16 protein-coding genes are annotated in these 16,993 nt (G+C 54.7%); 6 read left to right on the forward strand and 10 right to left on the reverse strand.

Annotated elements, in window-relative coordinates:
* Positions 1-6: 6 nt before the first annotated feature.
* The 6 genes from EYC87_RS01620 to EYC87_RS01645 all read right to left on the reverse strand — a co-directional run bounded on the left by EYC87_RS01620 (position 7) and on the right by EYC87_RS01645 (position 6,132).
* Positions 7-714, reverse strand: a complete 708-nt coding sequence (locus tag EYC87_RS01620; protein ID WP_279251320.1) for a 16S rRNA (uracil(1498)-N(3))-methyltransferase — start codon at positions 712-714, stop codon at positions 7-9.
* 5 nt (positions 715-719) lie between these two features.
* A complete protein-coding gene (rimO, locus tag EYC87_RS01625) occupies positions 720-2,045 on the reverse strand; it encodes a 30S ribosomal protein S12 methylthiotransferase RimO (RefSeq protein ID WP_279251321.1) in 1,326 nt (441 codons plus the stop codon).
* A 95-nt stretch (positions 2,046-2,140) separates the two neighbouring features.
* The gene (locus EYC87_RS01630; RefSeq protein ID WP_279251322.1) at positions 2,141-3,322 is read right to left on the reverse strand and encodes a dihydrolipoamide acetyltransferase family protein; all 1,182 of its coding nucleotides are present in this window, start codon (positions 3,320-3,322) and stop codon (positions 2,141-2,143) included.
* On the reverse strand, positions 3,319-4,323 hold the full coding sequence (locus tag EYC87_RS01635) for an alpha-ketoacid dehydrogenase subunit beta (RefSeq protein ID WP_007227224.1): 1,005 nt from the start codon (positions 4,321-4,323) through the stop codon (positions 3,319-3,321). The genes EYC87_RS01630 and EYC87_RS01635 overlap by 4 nt, the downstream gene beginning before the upstream one ends.
* Positions 4,324-4,339: 16 nt before the next feature.
* Positions 4,340-5,320, reverse strand: coding sequence for a thiamine pyrophosphate-dependent dehydrogenase E1 component subunit alpha (locus tag EYC87_RS01640; RefSeq protein ID WP_279251323.1), 981 nt, complete (start codon positions 5,318-5,320; stop codon positions 4,340-4,342).
* 62 nt (positions 5,321-5,382) lie between these two features.
* Positions 5,383-6,132, reverse strand: a complete 750-nt coding sequence (locus EYC87_RS01645; RefSeq protein ID WP_007227333.1) for a ThuA domain-containing protein — start codon at positions 6,130-6,132, stop codon at positions 5,383-5,385.
* A 246-nt stretch (positions 6,133-6,378) separates the two neighbouring features.
* Here EYC87_RS01645 and EYC87_RS01650 point away from each other — a divergent pair, with 246 nt between their 5' ends.
* The 5 genes from EYC87_RS01650 to EYC87_RS01670 all read left to right on the forward strand — a co-directional run bounded on the left by EYC87_RS01650 (position 6,379) and on the right by EYC87_RS01670 (position 11,368).
* On the forward strand, positions 6,379-7,152 hold the full coding sequence (locus EYC87_RS01650) for a crotonase/enoyl-CoA hydratase family protein (RefSeq protein ID WP_279251324.1): 774 nt from the start codon (positions 6,379-6,381) through the stop codon (positions 7,150-7,152).
* A gap of 17 nt (positions 7,153-7,169) precedes the next feature.
* Positions 7,170-7,976 carry a sulfurtransferase gene (locus tag EYC87_RS01655; protein WP_279251325.1) on the forward strand — a complete coding sequence of 269 codons (807 nt, stop codon included), beginning with the start codon at positions 7,170-7,172 and terminating at the stop codon, positions 7,974-7,976.
* Positions 7,977-8,061: 85 nt separating this feature from the next.
* A protein-coding gene (prfB, locus tag EYC87_RS01660) for a peptide chain release factor 2 (RefSeq protein WP_279251326.1) occupies positions 8,062-9,160 on the forward strand; the annotation gives its coding sequence in 2 pieces (ribosomal slippage) (positions 8,062-8,136 and positions 8,138-9,160; 1,098 coding nt in all).
* A gap of 64 nt (positions 9,161-9,224) precedes the next feature.
* Positions 9,225-10,718 carry a lysine--tRNA ligase gene (gene lysS, locus EYC87_RS01665; RefSeq protein ID WP_279251327.1) on the forward strand — a complete coding sequence of 498 codons (1,494 nt, stop codon included), beginning with the start codon at positions 9,225-9,227 and terminating at the stop codon, positions 10,716-10,718.
* Positions 10,719-10,789: 71 nt separating this feature from the next.
* Positions 10,790-11,368, forward strand: a complete 579-nt coding sequence (locus EYC87_RS01670) for a hypothetical protein (RefSeq protein WP_279251328.1) — start codon at positions 10,790-10,792, stop codon at positions 11,366-11,368.
* On the opposite strand, the gene EYC87_RS01675 is transcribed toward EYC87_RS01670, so the two are convergent.
* The 3 genes from EYC87_RS01675 to EYC87_RS01685 are packed head-to-tail and all read right to left on the reverse strand — an operon-like array spanning position 11,319 to position 14,680.
* Entirely contained in the window at positions 11,319-12,848 is a 1,530-nt protein-coding gene (locus EYC87_RS01675; protein ID WP_279251329.1) for a sensor histidine kinase, read from the reverse strand. The two genes, EYC87_RS01670 and EYC87_RS01675, sit on opposite strands and share 50 nt — an antisense overlap.
* Positions 12,849-12,866: 18 nt before the next feature.
* Positions 12,867-13,238: a response regulator gene (locus EYC87_RS01680; RefSeq protein ID WP_279251330.1), complete on the reverse strand. Its 372-nt coding sequence runs from the start codon at positions 13,236-13,238 to the stop codon at positions 12,867-12,869.
* On the reverse strand, positions 13,235-14,680 hold the full coding sequence (locus EYC87_RS01685; RefSeq protein WP_279251331.1) for an adenylate/guanylate cyclase domain-containing protein: 1,446 nt from the start codon (positions 14,678-14,680) through the stop codon (positions 13,235-13,237). Before EYC87_RS01685 ends, EYC87_RS01680 begins: the two co-directional genes overlap by 4 nt.
* Positions 14,681-14,877: 197 nt before the next feature.
* Between EYC87_RS01685 and EYC87_RS01690 the strand changes: the two genes are divergently transcribed.
* Complete coding sequence (locus tag EYC87_RS01690) at positions 14,878-15,525, forward strand: Crp/Fnr family transcriptional regulator (RefSeq protein WP_007227278.1); 648 nt, start codon at positions 14,878-14,880, stop codon at positions 15,523-15,525.
* 75 nt (positions 15,526-15,600) lie between these two features.
* Here the strand turns inward: EYC87_RS01690 and xseA are convergent, their stop codons facing one another.
* On the reverse strand, positions 15,601-16,971 hold the full coding sequence (gene xseA, locus EYC87_RS01695) for an exodeoxyribonuclease VII large subunit (RefSeq protein WP_279251332.1): 1,371 nt from the start codon (positions 16,969-16,971) through the stop codon (positions 15,601-15,603).
* Positions 16,972-16,993: the final 22 nt, after the last annotated feature.

Raw genomic sequence — 16,993 nt, forward strand, 5'->3', positions numbered from 1 at the left:
GCTTCGCTAAAACAGCCTGCCAATTAAGCTGGTGACCGCATTCTCCACCCGGAGGATGCGAGGCCCCAGGCTCACTGTCTGACAGCCAGCACTTTCCAGCTTTTCAATCTCGTAAGGTATGAAACCACCCTCTGGCCCGATAAAAAGTAGCGTTGGCATTGCGACGCCGCGCGGACAGCGCGGGTAGTCGCCAGGGTGGGCAAGTAAAGCCTGTTTGCCAGGCACGAGAACAGGTAGTTCGTCCTCTACGAAAGGCTTGAATCGTTTGTGTAGGTGAACGGCTGGCAGGCAAGTGTCGCGGGATTGCTCCAGGCCCTGTAACAGGTATTGCTCGATGACCTCTGGTTGCAGAACCGGCGTCTGCCAGAAGCTCTTTTCTACTCGATAACTATTGATCAAGTGTAACTCTTCCACCCCAAACTCTGCTGTTGAGCGCAAAATTCTGCGCAGCATTTTTGGTCTGGGTAGCGCCACGACAAGCGTTAGAGGCAGCTTGGCAGGCGCTTGTTGATCCAGCACCGGCTCCAGTACTGCTGCAGTTTTATCGATGCTGATGATGGTTGCGTTGCCCATGCCGCCATTGATCTCACCGACCCGCACGGTATCTCCGCTGTCTTTGCCATGAACAGCCAGCAAATGCTCGAGCCTGGCGCCAGTTATTTGCAGTTGACCGTTTTCGTTGCGGTCTTTGGCGGAGAACAGGAGCAGGTTCAATGGCCTTAACCTGCCCAGAGGTCGTATTCGTTGGCTGCGGTTACTTCAGCTTCAACCAGGTCACCCGGATTAAGGTCAGTGACTCCATCGAGGAACACCTTGCCATCTATCTCTGGCGCGTCTGCTGCTGAGCGCCCGATCGCTCCCTCGCTATCCACTTCGTCGATTAATATCTCGATCGTGGAGCCCAACTTTTGTTGCAGCTTGGCAGTACTAATTTCTTGCTGTAGTGCCATGAAACGCTCCCAGCGCTCCTGCTTTAGTTCTTCGGGCACGTGATTCGGGAGGTCGTTGGCCCTGGCTCCCTTCACTGGAGAGTACTGGAAACAGCCTACTCGATCTAACTGGGCTTCGTCGATGAAGTCCAGCAGGATGTCAAAGTCCTTATCGGTCTCGCCGGGAAAGCCCACGATGAAGGTACTGCGCAAAGTGATATCAGGACAGACCGACCGCCAGGCTTGAATGCGTTCCAGCGACTTTTCGGCTGCGGCGGGGCGCTTCATGCGTTTGAGCACGTCGGGGCTGCCGTGTTGTAAAGGAACATCGAGATAGGGAAGTATCTTGCCCTCGGCCATGAGTGGAATGACCTTGTCCACGTGCGGATAGGGATACACGTAATGAAGCCTGACCCAGACACCAAAATCAGCGAGGGCTTCGCACAGCTGTTGCATATGGGTTTTCAGCGGTCTTCCGTTCCAGAACCCGGTGCGAAATTTAGTATCGATGCCATAGGCACTGGTGTCCTGTGAAATCACCAGTAGCTCCCTCACGCCAGCGCGCACCAGTCTTTCTGCCTCTTCCATGACATCGCCGATAGGGCGACTTACCAGATCACCCCTCATGTCTGGAATGATGCAGAAACTGCAGCGATGGTTGCAGCCCTCGGATATTTTCAGATAGGCATAATGACGGGGTGTCAGCTTTATGCCCTGAGGGGGCACCAGATCGGTGTAGGGATCGTGGTGTGGGTTTGGGGGCACGTATTCGTGCACAGCGCCGACTACTTCTTCATAGGCGGCCGGGCCACTCACGGCAAGTACCTTGGGGTGTAACTCCATGATCGAATTGGCATCATCGCCCTTGCCCATGCAGCCAGTAACAATCACTTTGCCGTTTTCGCTTATTGCTTCGCCAATAGCGTCCAACGACTCCTGCTTGGCGCTGTCGATAAAACCACAGGTGTTCACCACCACGACTTCGGCGTCCTGGTAGCTGGGTACGATGTCGTAACCGTCCATCTTGAGCTGGGTGAGAATGCGTTCTGAATCCACCAGGGCTTTGGGGCAGCCCAGGCTGATAAAGCCCACCTTTTGCTTGTCCGGATTGTTCATGGGAGCGTGTGCCCAGTTGCGAGAAGGGGCGCATTGTAACGCAGCACTCGGGCAAGATGCCAAGCGAACAGAGGCACCCTGGCGGGTGCCCTGATTTAGCTCAGGTTGGCGATCTCTTCGCCCAGTACCTGCAGAAATCGAGCACCGACTGCACCATCGATCACCCGGTGATCGCAGGCGAGGGTGGCGCTGATTCGCGTGGCAATGCCAATTTCCCCATCCTTCACCACCGGCTTTTGTTCCGCTTTACCAAGCGCAAGAATTGCACCCATAGGGGGATTAATAATGGCGGTGAAGCTGCTGACTCCAAACATGCCCAGGTTCGAGACAGTGAAACTGCCGTCACTGAGATCTTCTCGCGTCAGCTTGCCGTCTTTGGCTTTCTGGGCCAGAGCTGCCGTTGCCTGAGCAATTTCTGCAGCAGACAGGTTTTGAGCCGCGCGAATGGTCGCGGGGTATAGGCCGTCATCGGTTGCGATGGCAACGGATACGTTAGCGTCGCTGAATTGGTGAATAGCGTTATCAATCATATTGATATTAAGTTTTGGTTCGCGCATTAATGCCTTGGAGACGCAGCTGACGATGAGGTCATTCACTGAAATGCGTGTATCGTCCGAGGCGTTGTGTGATGCCCGGTGCGCGAGCAGTCCGTCCAGGTCGTATTCGACGGTCAGGTAGTAGTGGGGTATTTGCTGCTTTGCTTCGGTGAGGCGCTTGGCAATTGTCTGGCGTGTCGCAGACAGGGGAATGACTTCAACATTAGCGGCGGTGCCGCCCGCATCGCCTGCGCTGGCAGCAGCGCGAACATCATCTTCGGTGATGCGTCCGCGACGCCCGGTACCGGTAACCCCATTCAGGTCGACTTCGAGCTCCTGGGCGAGTTTGCGTACCGCGGGGGTCGATCGCGTTGCTGCATCGCCACCCGGCGCCGCAGCAGGGGCACTGGCCTCTGCTGGTTTAGCTTCTGCAGACCCACTTTCAGCGGCGCCCGAAAAGTCAGCAATAAACGCGTCGATGGCGGCATCATCAATGGCAGCATCAGCGATGATGCCCAACAAGGCGCCCACCGGATGAGCGTCGCCTTCTTCGGCGACGATACGGCGTAATACCCCATCAACCGGCGATTCCCAGACGTTTACGATCTTGTCAGATTCCATTTCAAGGATTTCTTCACCTTTGGTGACGCTATCGCCCACCGCTTTGTTCCAGACATTCACGGTGCCTTCGATCATTTCAATGCCCCACTTGGGCACTGCAATGGCGTAAATCTCGCTCATGCCATGGTCCCCTTGATTGCGGCGATGATTTTGCTCGAGTCTGGTATGTAGGAAGCTTCCAACTCAGGAGAGAACGGGGTAGGGCTGTGCGGCGCACAAACCTGCTTGATCGGACCCTTGAGCGAGCTAAATGCTTTGTCTGCGGCAAGCGCGGCGATATCGGCAGTTAGGCCGCAGCGAGGTGGTGCCTCGTCCACTACCACCAGTCTGCCGGTGGCCTCGACACTCTCAAGAATTGCGTTGGTGTCCAGCGGCGAACTGGTGCGTGGATCAATGAGGTCGCAGCTGATGCCTTCGGCTTCCAGTGCGTCGATCGCCTGGGCAGCCTTGGGTACCATCTGGCCGAAGGCAACGACGGTGCAGTCGTCGCCCTCACGCAAAAAGGAGGCTTCTCCAAAGGGAATGGTATACATCTCGTCGGGGACCTCGCAGGCCTCTTGGTAAAGTACCTTAGGTTCGAAGAACAGTACCGGGTCATCGTCCTGAATGGCCTGAAGCATCAAACCTTTGGCGTCGTAGGCGTTGGAAGGAATAACGACCTTCAGTCCGGGAAAGGAAGTCATCACCTGGTACATAGACTGACTATGCTGACCCGCGGCGCTAAAGCCACCGCCGGCGGCAAAGCGAATCACCGCAGGACAGCGGCTTTTGCCACCAAACATGTAGCGAAACTTACCCATTTGGTTGACGATCTGGTCCATGCAAACGCCAATAAAATCGGCGAACATGATTTCAGCGACAGGCCTCATGCCCATGAGTGCGGCACCCGAGGCTGCGCCCACGATCGCCGACTCGGAAATGGGGGTATCGATACAGCGGTCTGGTCCAAAGGCCTGGTAGAGGCCTGATGTAACGCCAAATACGCCGCCCACGGTGCCGGTTTCACCCGGCGCACCGTTGCAGCCGGCTACATCTTCACCAATGACGAATACTGAGTCGTCGGCTGCCATCGCCTGGTGCAGGGCTTCGTTGATGGCATCTCGCATTGTTTTCTCGGCCATGATTATTCTCCCGGTTTCAGCTGGCTGCGCCATAGTTGATGTAAACGTCAGCAGTTACCTGCTCTGGTGTTGGTCGTGCAGCAGCCTTGGCATCGACAACGGACTGCTCGATGACAGCCATTACCTCGGCATCGACTGCGTCCAGCTCTTCTGCTGATATCTCACCGGTATCCGCCATGCGAGCGCGGAAATTTTTCAGGCAATCAGAGTTCTCTCGCAAGTCCTCTAATTCACCCTCGGCGCGATAGTATTGTGGGTCGCCGACAAAGTGACCGTGGAATCGTCCTGTCTCCGCGAAAACTCCGGCGGGGCCTTTGCCTGAGCGGGCGTGTTCGATGGCTTTGCCTGCAGCCTCATAAACGGAGAAAAAATCAGCACCGTCCGCTACAAATACCGGAAATCCAAACGCTTCAGTACGGGCTTTTAAATCGTCACAACCGACGGCATAACTGATGTTGGTGTGTTCCGAGTAATAGTTGTTTTCGATAACAAATACGGCAGGAACTTTGAGCACGACCGCGAGATTCATAGCTTCGAAGCAGGTGCCCTGGTTGACAGAACCATCGCCAGAGAACGAAATGGCGACCTTGCCATTTTTGCGGATCTTGGCGGCCAGTGCTGCGCCCACAGAAATGGGAGGCCCGCCGGCAACGATTCCGTTTGCGCCCAGGATGCCTTTGTCGACATCGGCAACGTGCATGCTGCCGCCCTTGCCTTTACAAAGGCCTTCAGAGGAGCCCCAGAGTTCTTTCATCATCCCCGGTACGTCCGCGCCTTTGGCGATACAGTGCCCGTGTCCCCTATGGGTGCTGATGATGGCGTCTTCATCGGAGAGATGCTCACAAATGCCGACGGCATTGGCTTCCTGTCCAGTGTAAAGATGGGTGAAGCCAGCGATCTGGCCGTTCATGATTTCGGTGTGAGCGCGCTCTTCAAATTCGCGGATGGTTTTCATCATGCGATATGCGCGCAGCAGGTCCTCTTTGTCCAGGCTCATGCTGATCTCCTCATTGGATCGTGTAAGTTGGCTTGTTATTTGTATGCGTTGGAACCGGGCGCTTATAGCGTATTCATTGCCCAGCGGATGCCACGGCGCAATAACTCGTAGTACTCCGTGGTTTTCCAGGCACCGAACTCGGGCTCTGGATATTCTTCAATATGGGGCTGCATATCGTACTTGCCGCGACAGTGCCCCAGGGTTAAATAAAGTACTTCGCCGTCACCGTAGGGGCGAAGATACATACAGGACCGGGGCTCATCGCTGGTCCACTGATCGTGTACAAAGGATTCGGTGACACCGTTCCAATGGGTGTGCAACAGCATAGTTTGCTCACCGTGATGTTCGCTCAGGTAGAGTTCGTCATCCACAGTAAAGGTTGAGATGTCCTTGACCAGTGGATGGTCGGGCGCACTCACTTCCACATCATAAGGTTGTATAGGCGGGTGGGAGAGAAACTGGCTACCTAACATATCCATGAATGCGTCATTCTCACGCGGACAATCAACGCTGCCATCCTCCAGGAAACGCAGAATGGAATTGGTGCCGTGCAGTGCAAACCAGCGACCACCAGCTTGCATGTATTCGCACAGCTTTTCGGTCTCCGCAGCGCTGGGCATGACGTCGCAGGTGTACGTGATGACAAAATCTGCCGCGCAAATAGTTTCAATGTCTGAATAGTCAGCGCCTACTGATACTTTCAGGCGCGGCTGGTCTGCCAGGAGTTTCAGTATCTCCAGGCGGGCATAGTCGATATTGTGATACTTGCCGCCGGCTACGAAGTAGACGTCTAATCTGTCGCTTTTTCCCATCGTTATTATGTCGTCCCGCACAAAGGTTGAGTTTGATGTATCGAAGGCCTGGATATTGGACTCTGCAGGAGCGACCAACCGGTTCTCGAACAAATGACATTTATTAGGTGTGAAAGAAAACTATCATGGCCCTTGAATTAAAACAAACACAATTGACTGTTTTTTTTGCCCCATGATTCCTAGCGCAAAACTTGTGCAGTCTGATGCGGGTTCCTAAACTGATGGTCTTTAGCCTGGAGTGAGTCAATGAGCGTATCGATCGTGACACAGGGGCGCATCACTGTGATCACCCTGAGTCGCCCGCAAGTACGAAACGCGGTAGACGGGCCAACCGCTAGCGCTCTGGCAGAGGCGTTTCACGCTTTTGATCGGGATGAGGGTAGTGATGTGGCGGTATTTTACGGCGCGAACGGCACGTTCTGTGCGGGTGCCGACCTTAAAGCCGTTGCGGCCCAGGAGGGCATTAATCCCCTTTCGGAGCTTGGAAATGGCCCTATGGGGCCTTCGCGTATGTTACTTGGCAAGCCGGTAATTGCTGCAATTTCCGGCCATGCGGTCGCCGGTGGTTTGGAGTTGGCGCTGTGGTGTGACTTGAGAGTGGTGGAGCAAAATGCGGTGATGGGAGTGTTCTGCCGACGCTGGGGTGTCCCGTTGATAGATGGGGGAACGGTGCGCTTGCCCCGGTTGATCGGTCATAGTCGGGCCATGGATTTGATCCTCACCGGACGCCCGGTTTCTGCCGAGGAGGCGCTGTCCATGGGTTTGGCCAACCGGGTTGTTCCAGACGGGGGTGCACTGCAGGCTGCTCTATCATTGGCAGGGCAATTAGTGGGCTTTCCCCAGAATTGCCTGCGCTCTGATCGACTCAGCGCCTGCGAGCAATGGGACCTGCCCTACCCGGAGGCAATGGCGAACGAGTTCAGCCGCGGCGTGCAGGTCATCGATTCAAAGGAGACAGTGACAGGCGCAACGAGGTTTGCGTCTGGCAAGGGCAGGCATGGAAATTTCGAGGATATATAAGTTCAATCCGGGGAGTAGTGACGTTGCGTGATGATTTGTTAATAGAGGCCGACGACCTGCTGGCTGAGCGGGACGCGGTCATTGTTGACTGCAGGTTCTCGCTTGCAGACCCACTTGAAGGCAGCAGGCTCTACCAGACCGGTCATATCCCGGGGGCGCACTACCTGGATCTGAATCAGGATTTGTCGTCTCCGGTGCAGCAGCAGGGTGGTCGCCACCCTCTGCCTGACCCGCTGTTGCTGGCGGAGCGCCTGGCAGTTTGCGGGATCGGACCCACGACAAGCGTAATAGCTTACGATGACACCCGCTTGGCCTATGCCTCAAGGTTGTGGTGGCTGATGCGCAGTTTGGGTTACTGTCAGCCGAAGCTACTGAATGGCGGCTACCGAGCCTGGTTGGAAGCGGGCGGTGTGCCAGCAGTAGGTGAAATTGCTGTGAGCAAGGTTGCCACTGGCGGAGTTAGTCTGACAGGCTTTTGTGATATTGATGGTCTGCGTGCCCTGCAATCCGAGGGCTGCACGCTGGTGGATTCTCGAGAGGAGCGACGTTATCGGGGGTTGGAAGAGCCTATTGACCCCGTGGCTGGACATATCCCCGGCGCGGTCAATCATCCCTGGCAAAGTGTCACCGATCAGCAGGGCAGGGTTTTATCTGAGCAGGAGCTACGTGTTCATTGGGGGGAGAGCCTTAAAGCAGAGTCATTGGTTATTTATTGCGGTTCCGGTGTCACCGCCTGTGTGAACCTGTTTTCCCTCGCTTTGTTGGGCAGGGATGACCCTGTTCTCTATGCGGGTAGCTGGAGCGATTGGTGCAGCCGTTTGTAAGCCGCTTCAGTTTGCAATATTCGGACTAGGCCACAGGCCATCCCTACGTTAAAATGCGCGCCCTTTAATCGAACCGGGCCGAACTATGCTTGAGATCAACCCCCAGATTCAAACGTTGAAAGACATCGAGGCACGTACCGACGTGCTTAGGGGGTATCTTTGACTTCGCTAATCGCAAGGAACGCCTCGCAGAAGTAGAGCTGGAGCTGGCAGAGCCCAGTGTTTGGGACGACCCGAGCCGCGCTCAGGAATTGGGCCGTGAGCGCTCGTCACTGGAAACTATCGTCCTCACCATTGAAAAGTTGGAAGGTGGTGCGACGGACGCTGCTGACTTACTTGAGATGGCTGCCGCAGAAGACGACCAGGATACGTTAACAGAAGTTATCTCTGAAATTGATGCCCTTGTCGCTCAGCTGGAACGACTGGAATTTCGCCGGATGTTCGATGGCGAAATGGATGCCAATAATGCGTTCCTTGATATTCAGTCTGGTTCAGGTGGTACTGAGGCACAGGACTGGGCCGAAATGATGCTCCGCATGTACCTCCGCTGGGGCGAGGCGAAGGGCTTCAAAACTCAGCTCATGGAGGCATCCGCAGGCGACGTGGCAGGCATCAAGAGCGCGACGATCAAGTTTGAGGGCGAGTACGCGTTTGGTTGGCTGCGCACGGAGACAGGTGTCCACCGCCTGGTCCGCAAGTCACCTTTTGATTCCGGTAATCGCCGACATACCTCGTTTTCTTCGGTCTTTGTGTCTCCGGAAATCGATGACAATATCGACATTGAGATTAACCCCGCTGACCTCCGGGTTGATACGTATCGCGCATCTGGTGCTGGTGGGCAGCACGTTAACAAGACCGACTCTGCCGTACGCCTTACCCATAACCCTACTGGCATTGCAGTGCAGTGCCAGACCGAGCGTTCTCAGCACCAGAACAGGGACAACGCAATGAAGCTGTTGCGGGCGAAGCTTTATGAGATGGAAATGCTCAAACGAAATGAAGAGAAGCAGGCCATGGAAGATGGCAAGGCAGACATTGGGTGGGGCAGCCAGATTCGTTCTTACGTGCTCGATGATGCCCGCATCAAGGATTTGCGCACTGGCGTAGAAACAAGAAATACCCAGGCTGTGCTCGACGGCAGCCTGGATCAGTTTATAGAGGCTTCGCTAAAAAGCGGGCTTTAACCTACCAGACCTTTTTCCCGCCTGCACTGAGATGAAGGCGGGCAAGTGTTGAGAGTAAAAGAGTATGAGTGAGCAGAACAAGGCACCCGAAGCGCAGGATGAGAACAAGCTGATTGCAGAGCGTCGCGCCAAACTGGACGCTATTCGCGAGAAGCGCAATGCGTTCCCCAATGATTTTCGTCGCAACGGCGAGGCCCACCAGCTGCAACAAGAGTACGGTGAGTCCTCCAAGGAAGAACTGGAGACGGCAGATAAGCACTTCTCGGTGGCCGGTCGACTGATTCGCAATCGCGGCTCCTTTTTATTGATCCAGGACGGCTCTGATCAGATTCAGCTGTATGTCAATCGCAAGGGTTTGGATGAGGAAACTCTCGCCGAGATAAAATCCTGGGACCTGGGTGATATTGTTGCCGCCAGTGGTCCTCTGCATAAGTCTGGCAAAGGTGATCTGTATATCAATATGGAGCAGGCGCGGCTGTTAACCAAAGCGCTCAGGCCGCTGCCCGACAAGTATCATGGGCTCTCGGATCAGGAGATGCGTTACCGTCAACGATATGTGGACCTGATCGTTAACGAGGAGTCGCGCAATGTGTTTCGCACTCGCTCGCGCATTATCGCGTTCATTCGAGACTATATGATGGAGCGGGGATTCATGGAGGTAGAAACGCCCATGATGCAGGTGATTCCCGGCGGAGCTGCGGCCAAGCCCTTTGTCACTCATCACAACGCGCTGGACCAGGATATGTACTTACGTATTGCGCCCGAGCTGTACTTAAAGCGCCTTACCGTGGGCGGTTTCGAACGCGTGTTCGAGATCAATCGCAGTTTTCGCAATGAAGGTTTGTCTACCCGACACAATCCGGAATTTACCATGCTCGAGTACTACTGGGCTTACGGTGCCTTTGAGGATGCGATGGACCTGACTGAAGATATGTTGCGCAAGCTGACCCAGGAAGTGATTGGCAGTACCACCGTGGAGTACCAGGGAGGCAGCTACGACTTCTCCCAGCCTTTTGTTCGGTTGTCGGTGTTTGATGCCATCTTGCAATACAACGCAGACATCAGCGCAGAGGATCTTGCTGATGAGGGCAAGGCAAGAGATATCGCCAAGGGGCTGGGCATTGCATTAAAGGAGAGCTGGGGGCTCGGTAAGGTGCAGATCGAAATATTTGAGAAGACCGTAGAGCACTTGCTGGACCAGCCAACCTTTATTACCCGTTATCCAACCGAGGTCTCGCCCCTGTCCCGGCGTAACGACGACGATCCGTTTGTCACCGACCGCTTTGAATTTTTTATTGGCGGTCGCGAGTTGGCCAATGGCTTCTCCGAGTTGAATGACCCCGAAGATCAGGCGGAGCGTTTTCTGGCACAGGTCGCAGAGAAGGATGCCGGTGACGATGAGGCTATGCATTACGACGCCGATTATATTCGTGCGCTGGAGTATGGACTTCCGCCTACCGTGGGTGAGGGCATTGGTATTGATCGCCTGGTCATGTTTCTTACCGACTCAGCTTCTATTCGCGATGTGCTTTTATTTCCTCACATGCGACCGGAATAGAGCCGCTGGGGTGCGAATGGCACGTTGAATAGGCTACACTCTCTTTTTTTGCCGAGATGAGGAAGGACTTTTTGTTCTCACGCTCCCTTTCGTTGACGGGTATTGCCTCAATATTGATGATTCTGCAGGCTTGTGGGCAAACCCCCGAAAAGCCAGCGGTGCCTGCTTCTGAACAGGTGCCCGAGATCACGCTGAACCTGCCTGCAGACGCGGGATGCACCTGCGTAGAGCCGGTAGTGCGCGACTACACATTTCTTGATAAGGGCTTTGCCGCGCTCGCCGACGGTGACTACGAGGGCGCGATAGAGTATTTCGAGCGCTATCGACGGCTGGACTCTTCGGCCGAGGCCAATTGGGAGGCGGGTATTGCCGTCACCTTCATAAAGTCGCTGGAGGAGAGTCCGTTCTTTGATCCCCGTGGCGCCCGCAGGAGTTATCGCGACCTCTATACCCAGAACTGGCAATCCATGGAAGTTCACCAGCAAACGCTACTTCTGCAGCAAGCGCTAGAAAACTTCAGGCTCATGCATCGCCGGCAAGTCGATGTGGAGCGCAGTAACGCTGTTTTGAAGGAGGATCTCGAGAAACGCGATGAAGCGATTAAGCGACTTCGAGAGTTAACTCTGGGTCAGAAGGGAGCAGCACAGTAAAAGTAGAGCCGTTACCGGGCTGACTTTCCACGCGGATGGTTCCCCCCATCAATTGACAGTAATCCCTACAAATCGCCAGTCCCAGACCCGTGCCTCCATAATTGGCGCTGGTGGAAGCATCCGCCTGTACGAAAGCCTCAAACACCTGATTTTGTTGGTCCTCATTCATCCCGATTCCGGTATCGCGGACAGCAATTTCGACCCAGCCGGGACGCTCCTCAGGCTCGGTGGCAAGTACAGTAATGTACCCGGCATTGGTGAACTTACAGGCGTTGCTCAGCAGGTTAGTGAATATCTGTCGAAACTTGGCAGCGTCATTATAGAGAGTCGGCAGCGACTCAAAATCAGGTTTTTCCAGTTGATTGTTGCGTTCCCGCAATTGCGGGGTGATAGAGTCACATGCCTGCTCCAGGAGTTCACCGGGCTGGAATGTTTCGCAGTGCAGCGCCATTTTGCCGGTTTCTATCTTGGACAAGTCCAGAATGTCGTTAATCAGGGTGAGTAGTTGCCTGCCCGAGCGAATAATCTTATCAAGGTCTTGTTGGAATTGAGGTCTGTCGACCTCTCGTTCATCCGATAGCTCATCGTGCAGCATTTCCGAATAGCCAATAATGGCGTTCAGGGGCGTTCGTAATTCATGGGATACATTGGCAAGAAACATGCTCTTGGCTGCACTGGCATCGTCAGCGGCGTCCCTGGCTTTGCTTACGTCGTACATAGCGTTACGCAACTTGTCTGACATTTCATTAAATGCGTTAGCCAGATCCCCCAGTTCGCCACTGTCGTCGATATTCTCTATTCGGTAGCTCAAATCGCCGCTGCCGATTCGCTCGGTGCCTCGTTTGAGGTGCTTGAGTGAGTGATTGGTGTAGCGGACGAGGAAAAAGCCCAGCATAGCGGTCAGGAAAATAGACGCGATAAAGCCAATAACGGTAATGCGGTCGGTTAGTACAATGGTGCGATCGATAATGTTGGCCCGCTGTGTGGCGATGAAAGCCTGGCGCTGTTCAAGCTCCTTCAGGCGCTGACTGGCTGCAACGTAGGGCACAGGATCATCGACCGTAGAGAGGTAATCGGGGTTGTTGTAGTTTTGATAAAAGCGCGACCATTCCTCTAGCAGAATGTTACTGCTTTCATCCAGCCGGTCGTAGTGTAAGCGCGTGACATCGTGGCTTAACTTGCCTAACTGTTGAATGCGCAAGCGAATGTCATCAATTTGTTCCCAGGCCTGTTTGGTCTCTTCGTCATCCAGCTGATCGCCCGCATTGGTGCGAATGGTGGACAGCACCAAAATGGTTTTTCGCTGGTCGTTGAGTAGCCCCTCGACCTCGGTGGATAAGCGGGCAGCGGTGACCGAGTTGCGGTAAGCCTCCATGCTTTCGTTTCGGGCAAAACTGCCCCAAAAGTGAGTGCCCACGTTGATCGCGAATAAAATCAGGATGGTGATCAGTGACAGCGTTAATCGGCGGCGTAAACTCATGGGTGTTTTGGGAGGTCCTTAACAGTTGCCGGTCAGTTTTTCTATTTTGATCAGTAATCCCGGAAAATCCACCGGCTTGGTGGCGTAATCGTCACATCCGGCCTCCAGCGCGTTCAGCCGATCTGCATCTGAGGCATGCGCGGTCAGGGCTATTATCGGAATGTGCTTGATCGTGTCATCTGCACGAGCCTGGCGGCAGGCGGTCCATCCATCCAGAATTGGCAGGTTCATATCCATCAACACCACCGCCGGCTTTTCGCTGCGCATCAGGTCCAGTGCTTGCTGGCCGTCTGCAGCGGAAACCACCTTCTTGCCGGCCCGAACCAGTCGACGAATGAGCATATCCCGATTCAGTTCATTGTCTTCTACCAGCAGGATTGTTCCCGTCATCGGTCACTCTCCAGTATTTGGTGAACCTGTAGTAACTCGTCTATGCCCTTGACCTTGAGTTCACGGCTGTCGCCGGTGCGATACTGATTGTTCAGGGATTGCAGGGTGCTGTCGGCGATCAGGATTTCGCCGCCAGCGGTGACATCTTCAATGCGCGAGGTCACGTTCATGGCGTGGCCGACGAATCCGTATTTGCTGCGACGCTCTGAACCGATATTGCCGGCGATAACGTCGCCGGTATTAAGTGCAATACCAGTGGTGATTTCCGGTAGCCCATCTTCCCGGTTAAGTCGGTTTATTTCTTCCATTGCGGCCTGCATTTCCAATGCGCACTGCGTTGCCCGGTCTGCGTCGTCGTCGCGGTATTGCGGCGCGCCGAATACGGCGAGGATGGCATCCCCGATAAATTCATCAATGGTCCCGTGATAGGCCATGATGATGTCTGTCATGGCGGCCAGGTAGCGATTGATCAAGGAAACTACCTGGGCAGGCTCCAGCTGTTCGCTGAGGGAGGTAAACCCACGAATATCAGACATCATTATGGTGACCCGTCGCAGGTCGCCCCCCAGTTCAAGGCCTTCGGGACGTTCGAGAATATCAGTCACAATTTCGTCAGACAGGTAGCGACCAAAGGTGGCGCGAATAAACTTCTCATTGCGCTCAAGCTGCTGTCGATAGAGTTGTTCCCGGTCGTGCCAGCGCTTGCGCTCGATACCGGCTTTAATCCGCGCCTGCAGCAACACTGGATTGAACGGTTTGAACAGGTAGTCGTCAGCTCCAGCTTCGATACATTCAATAATGCCATCCATGTCCTGGCGCCCCGAGATGATGATGACCGGTGTCGCTCTCCACTCCGGATGTTCTTTAATTCGCCGCAACACCTCTCTGCCGTCCATGTCTGGCATCACTAAATCCAGCAGGACCACGTCGACATCTGCCTGATCCAGGCTGCGCAGAGCTTCTTCACCGCCCGCAGCGGTGACGACGATGTGTCCTGAACGGGACAGGTAGCGCGCCACCAGCTCCCGGTTTTCCTGCAGGTCGTCCACCGCCAGTATAAAGCCGGGTTCGGTGGTGATAGTGCGCTGAGTTGCCGACGCGGGTTCCGAGGTGTCACCGCCACTGTTAGCCGCCTGAATGCCTTTAAGTAGCCGGGTTAGTGCGGAGTCCAGTTCGGCGTGCTCGGTGGCGAGGTCTTCCCTGAGCATTTCTGCATAACCGCGAATAGCCGACAGCACATTCATCAAGTCATGGCGATTGGGTGCTGACTGCTGCAACATTTCGTCCAGCTTTGCCGAGCCGTCGAACAGGTGAACGAAATCCTCACGTTGGCTATCGGCCAGTTGATCTTCGAGCGGATTGTAGAGCTCGCGCAGCTCTGCCATTGCACGCAATAGCAGGTCGCTCCAAAGAGTGGTGCTTTGGCTTGAACTGGTGGTCACAGCGCGAAGACTTCCTTTTTATTTACCATGGCTGAGTATAACGAGGTCATTGGCGTTGTGGTAATTGGGTTTTCATCCGTCTGTAGAGTAGAGCAGCTGCGATTTTTGCTGACATAAGGTGCGTTTTTGCGAAACTTTAGGTTACTATTATCCATATAGCTACAGGGAACAAAGCTAACAGGGGATCAGGTACATCAATGTTGCAGCAAGTTGAAATATTTCAGGGTCTTTCTCAGGAAGAGCTCGAAGCGCTGGCGGCGAGCAGTAGCAGCCGTTCCTTTCCCAAGAATACGGTAGTTATTCATGAGAATGACCCAGCGGATTCGTTGTTTATTATTGAGAGCGGCAAGGTAAAGGTTTACTGCTCAGATAAAAACGGCAAGGAATTCATTATGAATACTCAGGGGGCCGGCGACTATTTTGGAGAGCTTGCCCTGCTCGATGACTCCACCCGCTCGGCTTCTGTTCGCACAGTTGAGAAATCGAGCTTCTGCATTGTCTATAAAGAGGATTTTAACCGGGTCCTCGATCAGCACCCCAATATTGGTCGCCAGCTGGTAAAAAATCTGTCCCAGCGCGTGCGTAAGTTGACTGCCGATGTGAAGAGCCTGGCCTTGCAGGATGTCTATGGCCGAGTGGCCAATGTGTTAATGGACTTATCCGAGGAGCGCGGCGATGGCACGCTGTATATTCCCGAAAAGCTGACCCAGCAAGACATCGCGGATCGCGTTGGGGCGTCTAGAGAGATGGTGGCACGCATTCTCAAAGACCTAACCATTGGCGAGTACATCCGCTTTGAGGGACGCCACATCATTATTAATACCCGGTTGCCGGCTAAATACTAACGGGAAGTAAAATTAAAAGCCCCGGTCCGGTGATCGGGTTTTTTTGTCTGTTGTTTTACCGAGCCCAGCCGCGACTTACTCTTCTGCCTCTATTTGGTCGACTGTGACCCCAAGCCTGCCCTTGGCCAACCTTGTTTCCAATTGAGTGCCGACTTCGACCTCGCTGGCATCGGTTAAAACTTTGCCATTACTGTCGGTAACAATGGCATAGCCCCTGGCGAGGGTGCTCAGTGGGCTGAGAGAGTCGAGCATCTGCGCCAGATGGGCCAGGCGGCTTTTCGAGTCCTGGAGTTTTGACTGCATCGCCGCTTCCATGCGCTGTTGCAGGTTGCCCAGCTCCTTGCGCATTTGCACAATCCTGGGCAGTGGGGAATGGGCCTGCAGACGAGACTCCAGTAAAGCCAACTCGCTCTTTTTACGGGTCAACAGATTCTTCTGAGCCAGAATCAGCCGCTGTTCCAGATCGTCAAGGCGCTGCGACTGCTCGCGCAGCTGGGCTCCGGGGTGTTTCAGGCGGGCTCGCAAATGATCCAACCGCGTTTGTGCATCGGCTATCTTGCGTCGGATAAGGCGCACCAGTTCCGCTTCCAGTTTCGCCAAGCGCTCCATTTGCTCGCGCTGATCAGGGCTCAGTAACTCTGCCGCCGCGGAAGGTGTTGCTGCACGTTGGTCGGCCGCCATGTCGGCAATGCTGAAATCCACTTCATGGCCCACCGCTGACACAATGGGAAGTGCACTGTCGGCGATCGCTCGCGCCACGATTTCTTCGTTGAATGCCCACAGGTCTTCCAGTGAGCCGCCGCCGCGACCGACGATCAGGGCGTCCAATTGTATTTCTCCGGCCTCTTGCCAGCGATTAGCGCGGTTGATCGCTTCGGCAATTTCACCTGCGGCCCCTTCGCCCTGGACCGCTACTGGCAAAATCGACACTTCGATGGCGGGGCAGCGTCTTTTCAATACGGTGAGGATGTCGTGAATGGCGGCTCCGGTGGGCGAGGTGATCACGCCCAGGTGCGAGACGCTCTCCGGCAATGGCTTTTTGCGTTCAGGCTGGAAAAGACCCTCTGCCAATAGCTTGGCCTTTAATTGTTCAAAAGCCGCTTGTAGAGCGCCGGCACCTGCTTGTTCCATGTGCTCCACAAGGAGTTGGAACTCTCCGCGACCTTCGTAAAGGGAAACACGGCAGCGCATGCGGATGTGATCGCCGTTGCCGGGGGTGAAGCGCAGTCGCTGGTTGCGCCCTTTAAACATGGCGCAGCGGACCTGGGCATTGCCGTCCTTTAGCGAGAAATACCAGTGTCCGGAGGAGGGGGCTACGAAGTTGCTCACTTCGCCCTCAACCCAGACAAAGTCAAAATGACTCTCCAGCAGGCTTCTGGCTTGCCGGTTCAACTGGCTGACGGTCAGCGCAGGGGGCGATGTAGCGGTTTGGAATGAGTTAGACAACGAGAACTTCTATTTACGGACA

The organism is Candidatus Seongchinamella marina, assembly GCF_026262685.1.
GTDB classification, from domain to species: domain Bacteria; phylum Pseudomonadota; class Gammaproteobacteria; order Pseudomonadales; family Halieaceae; genus Halioglobus; species Halioglobus marinus.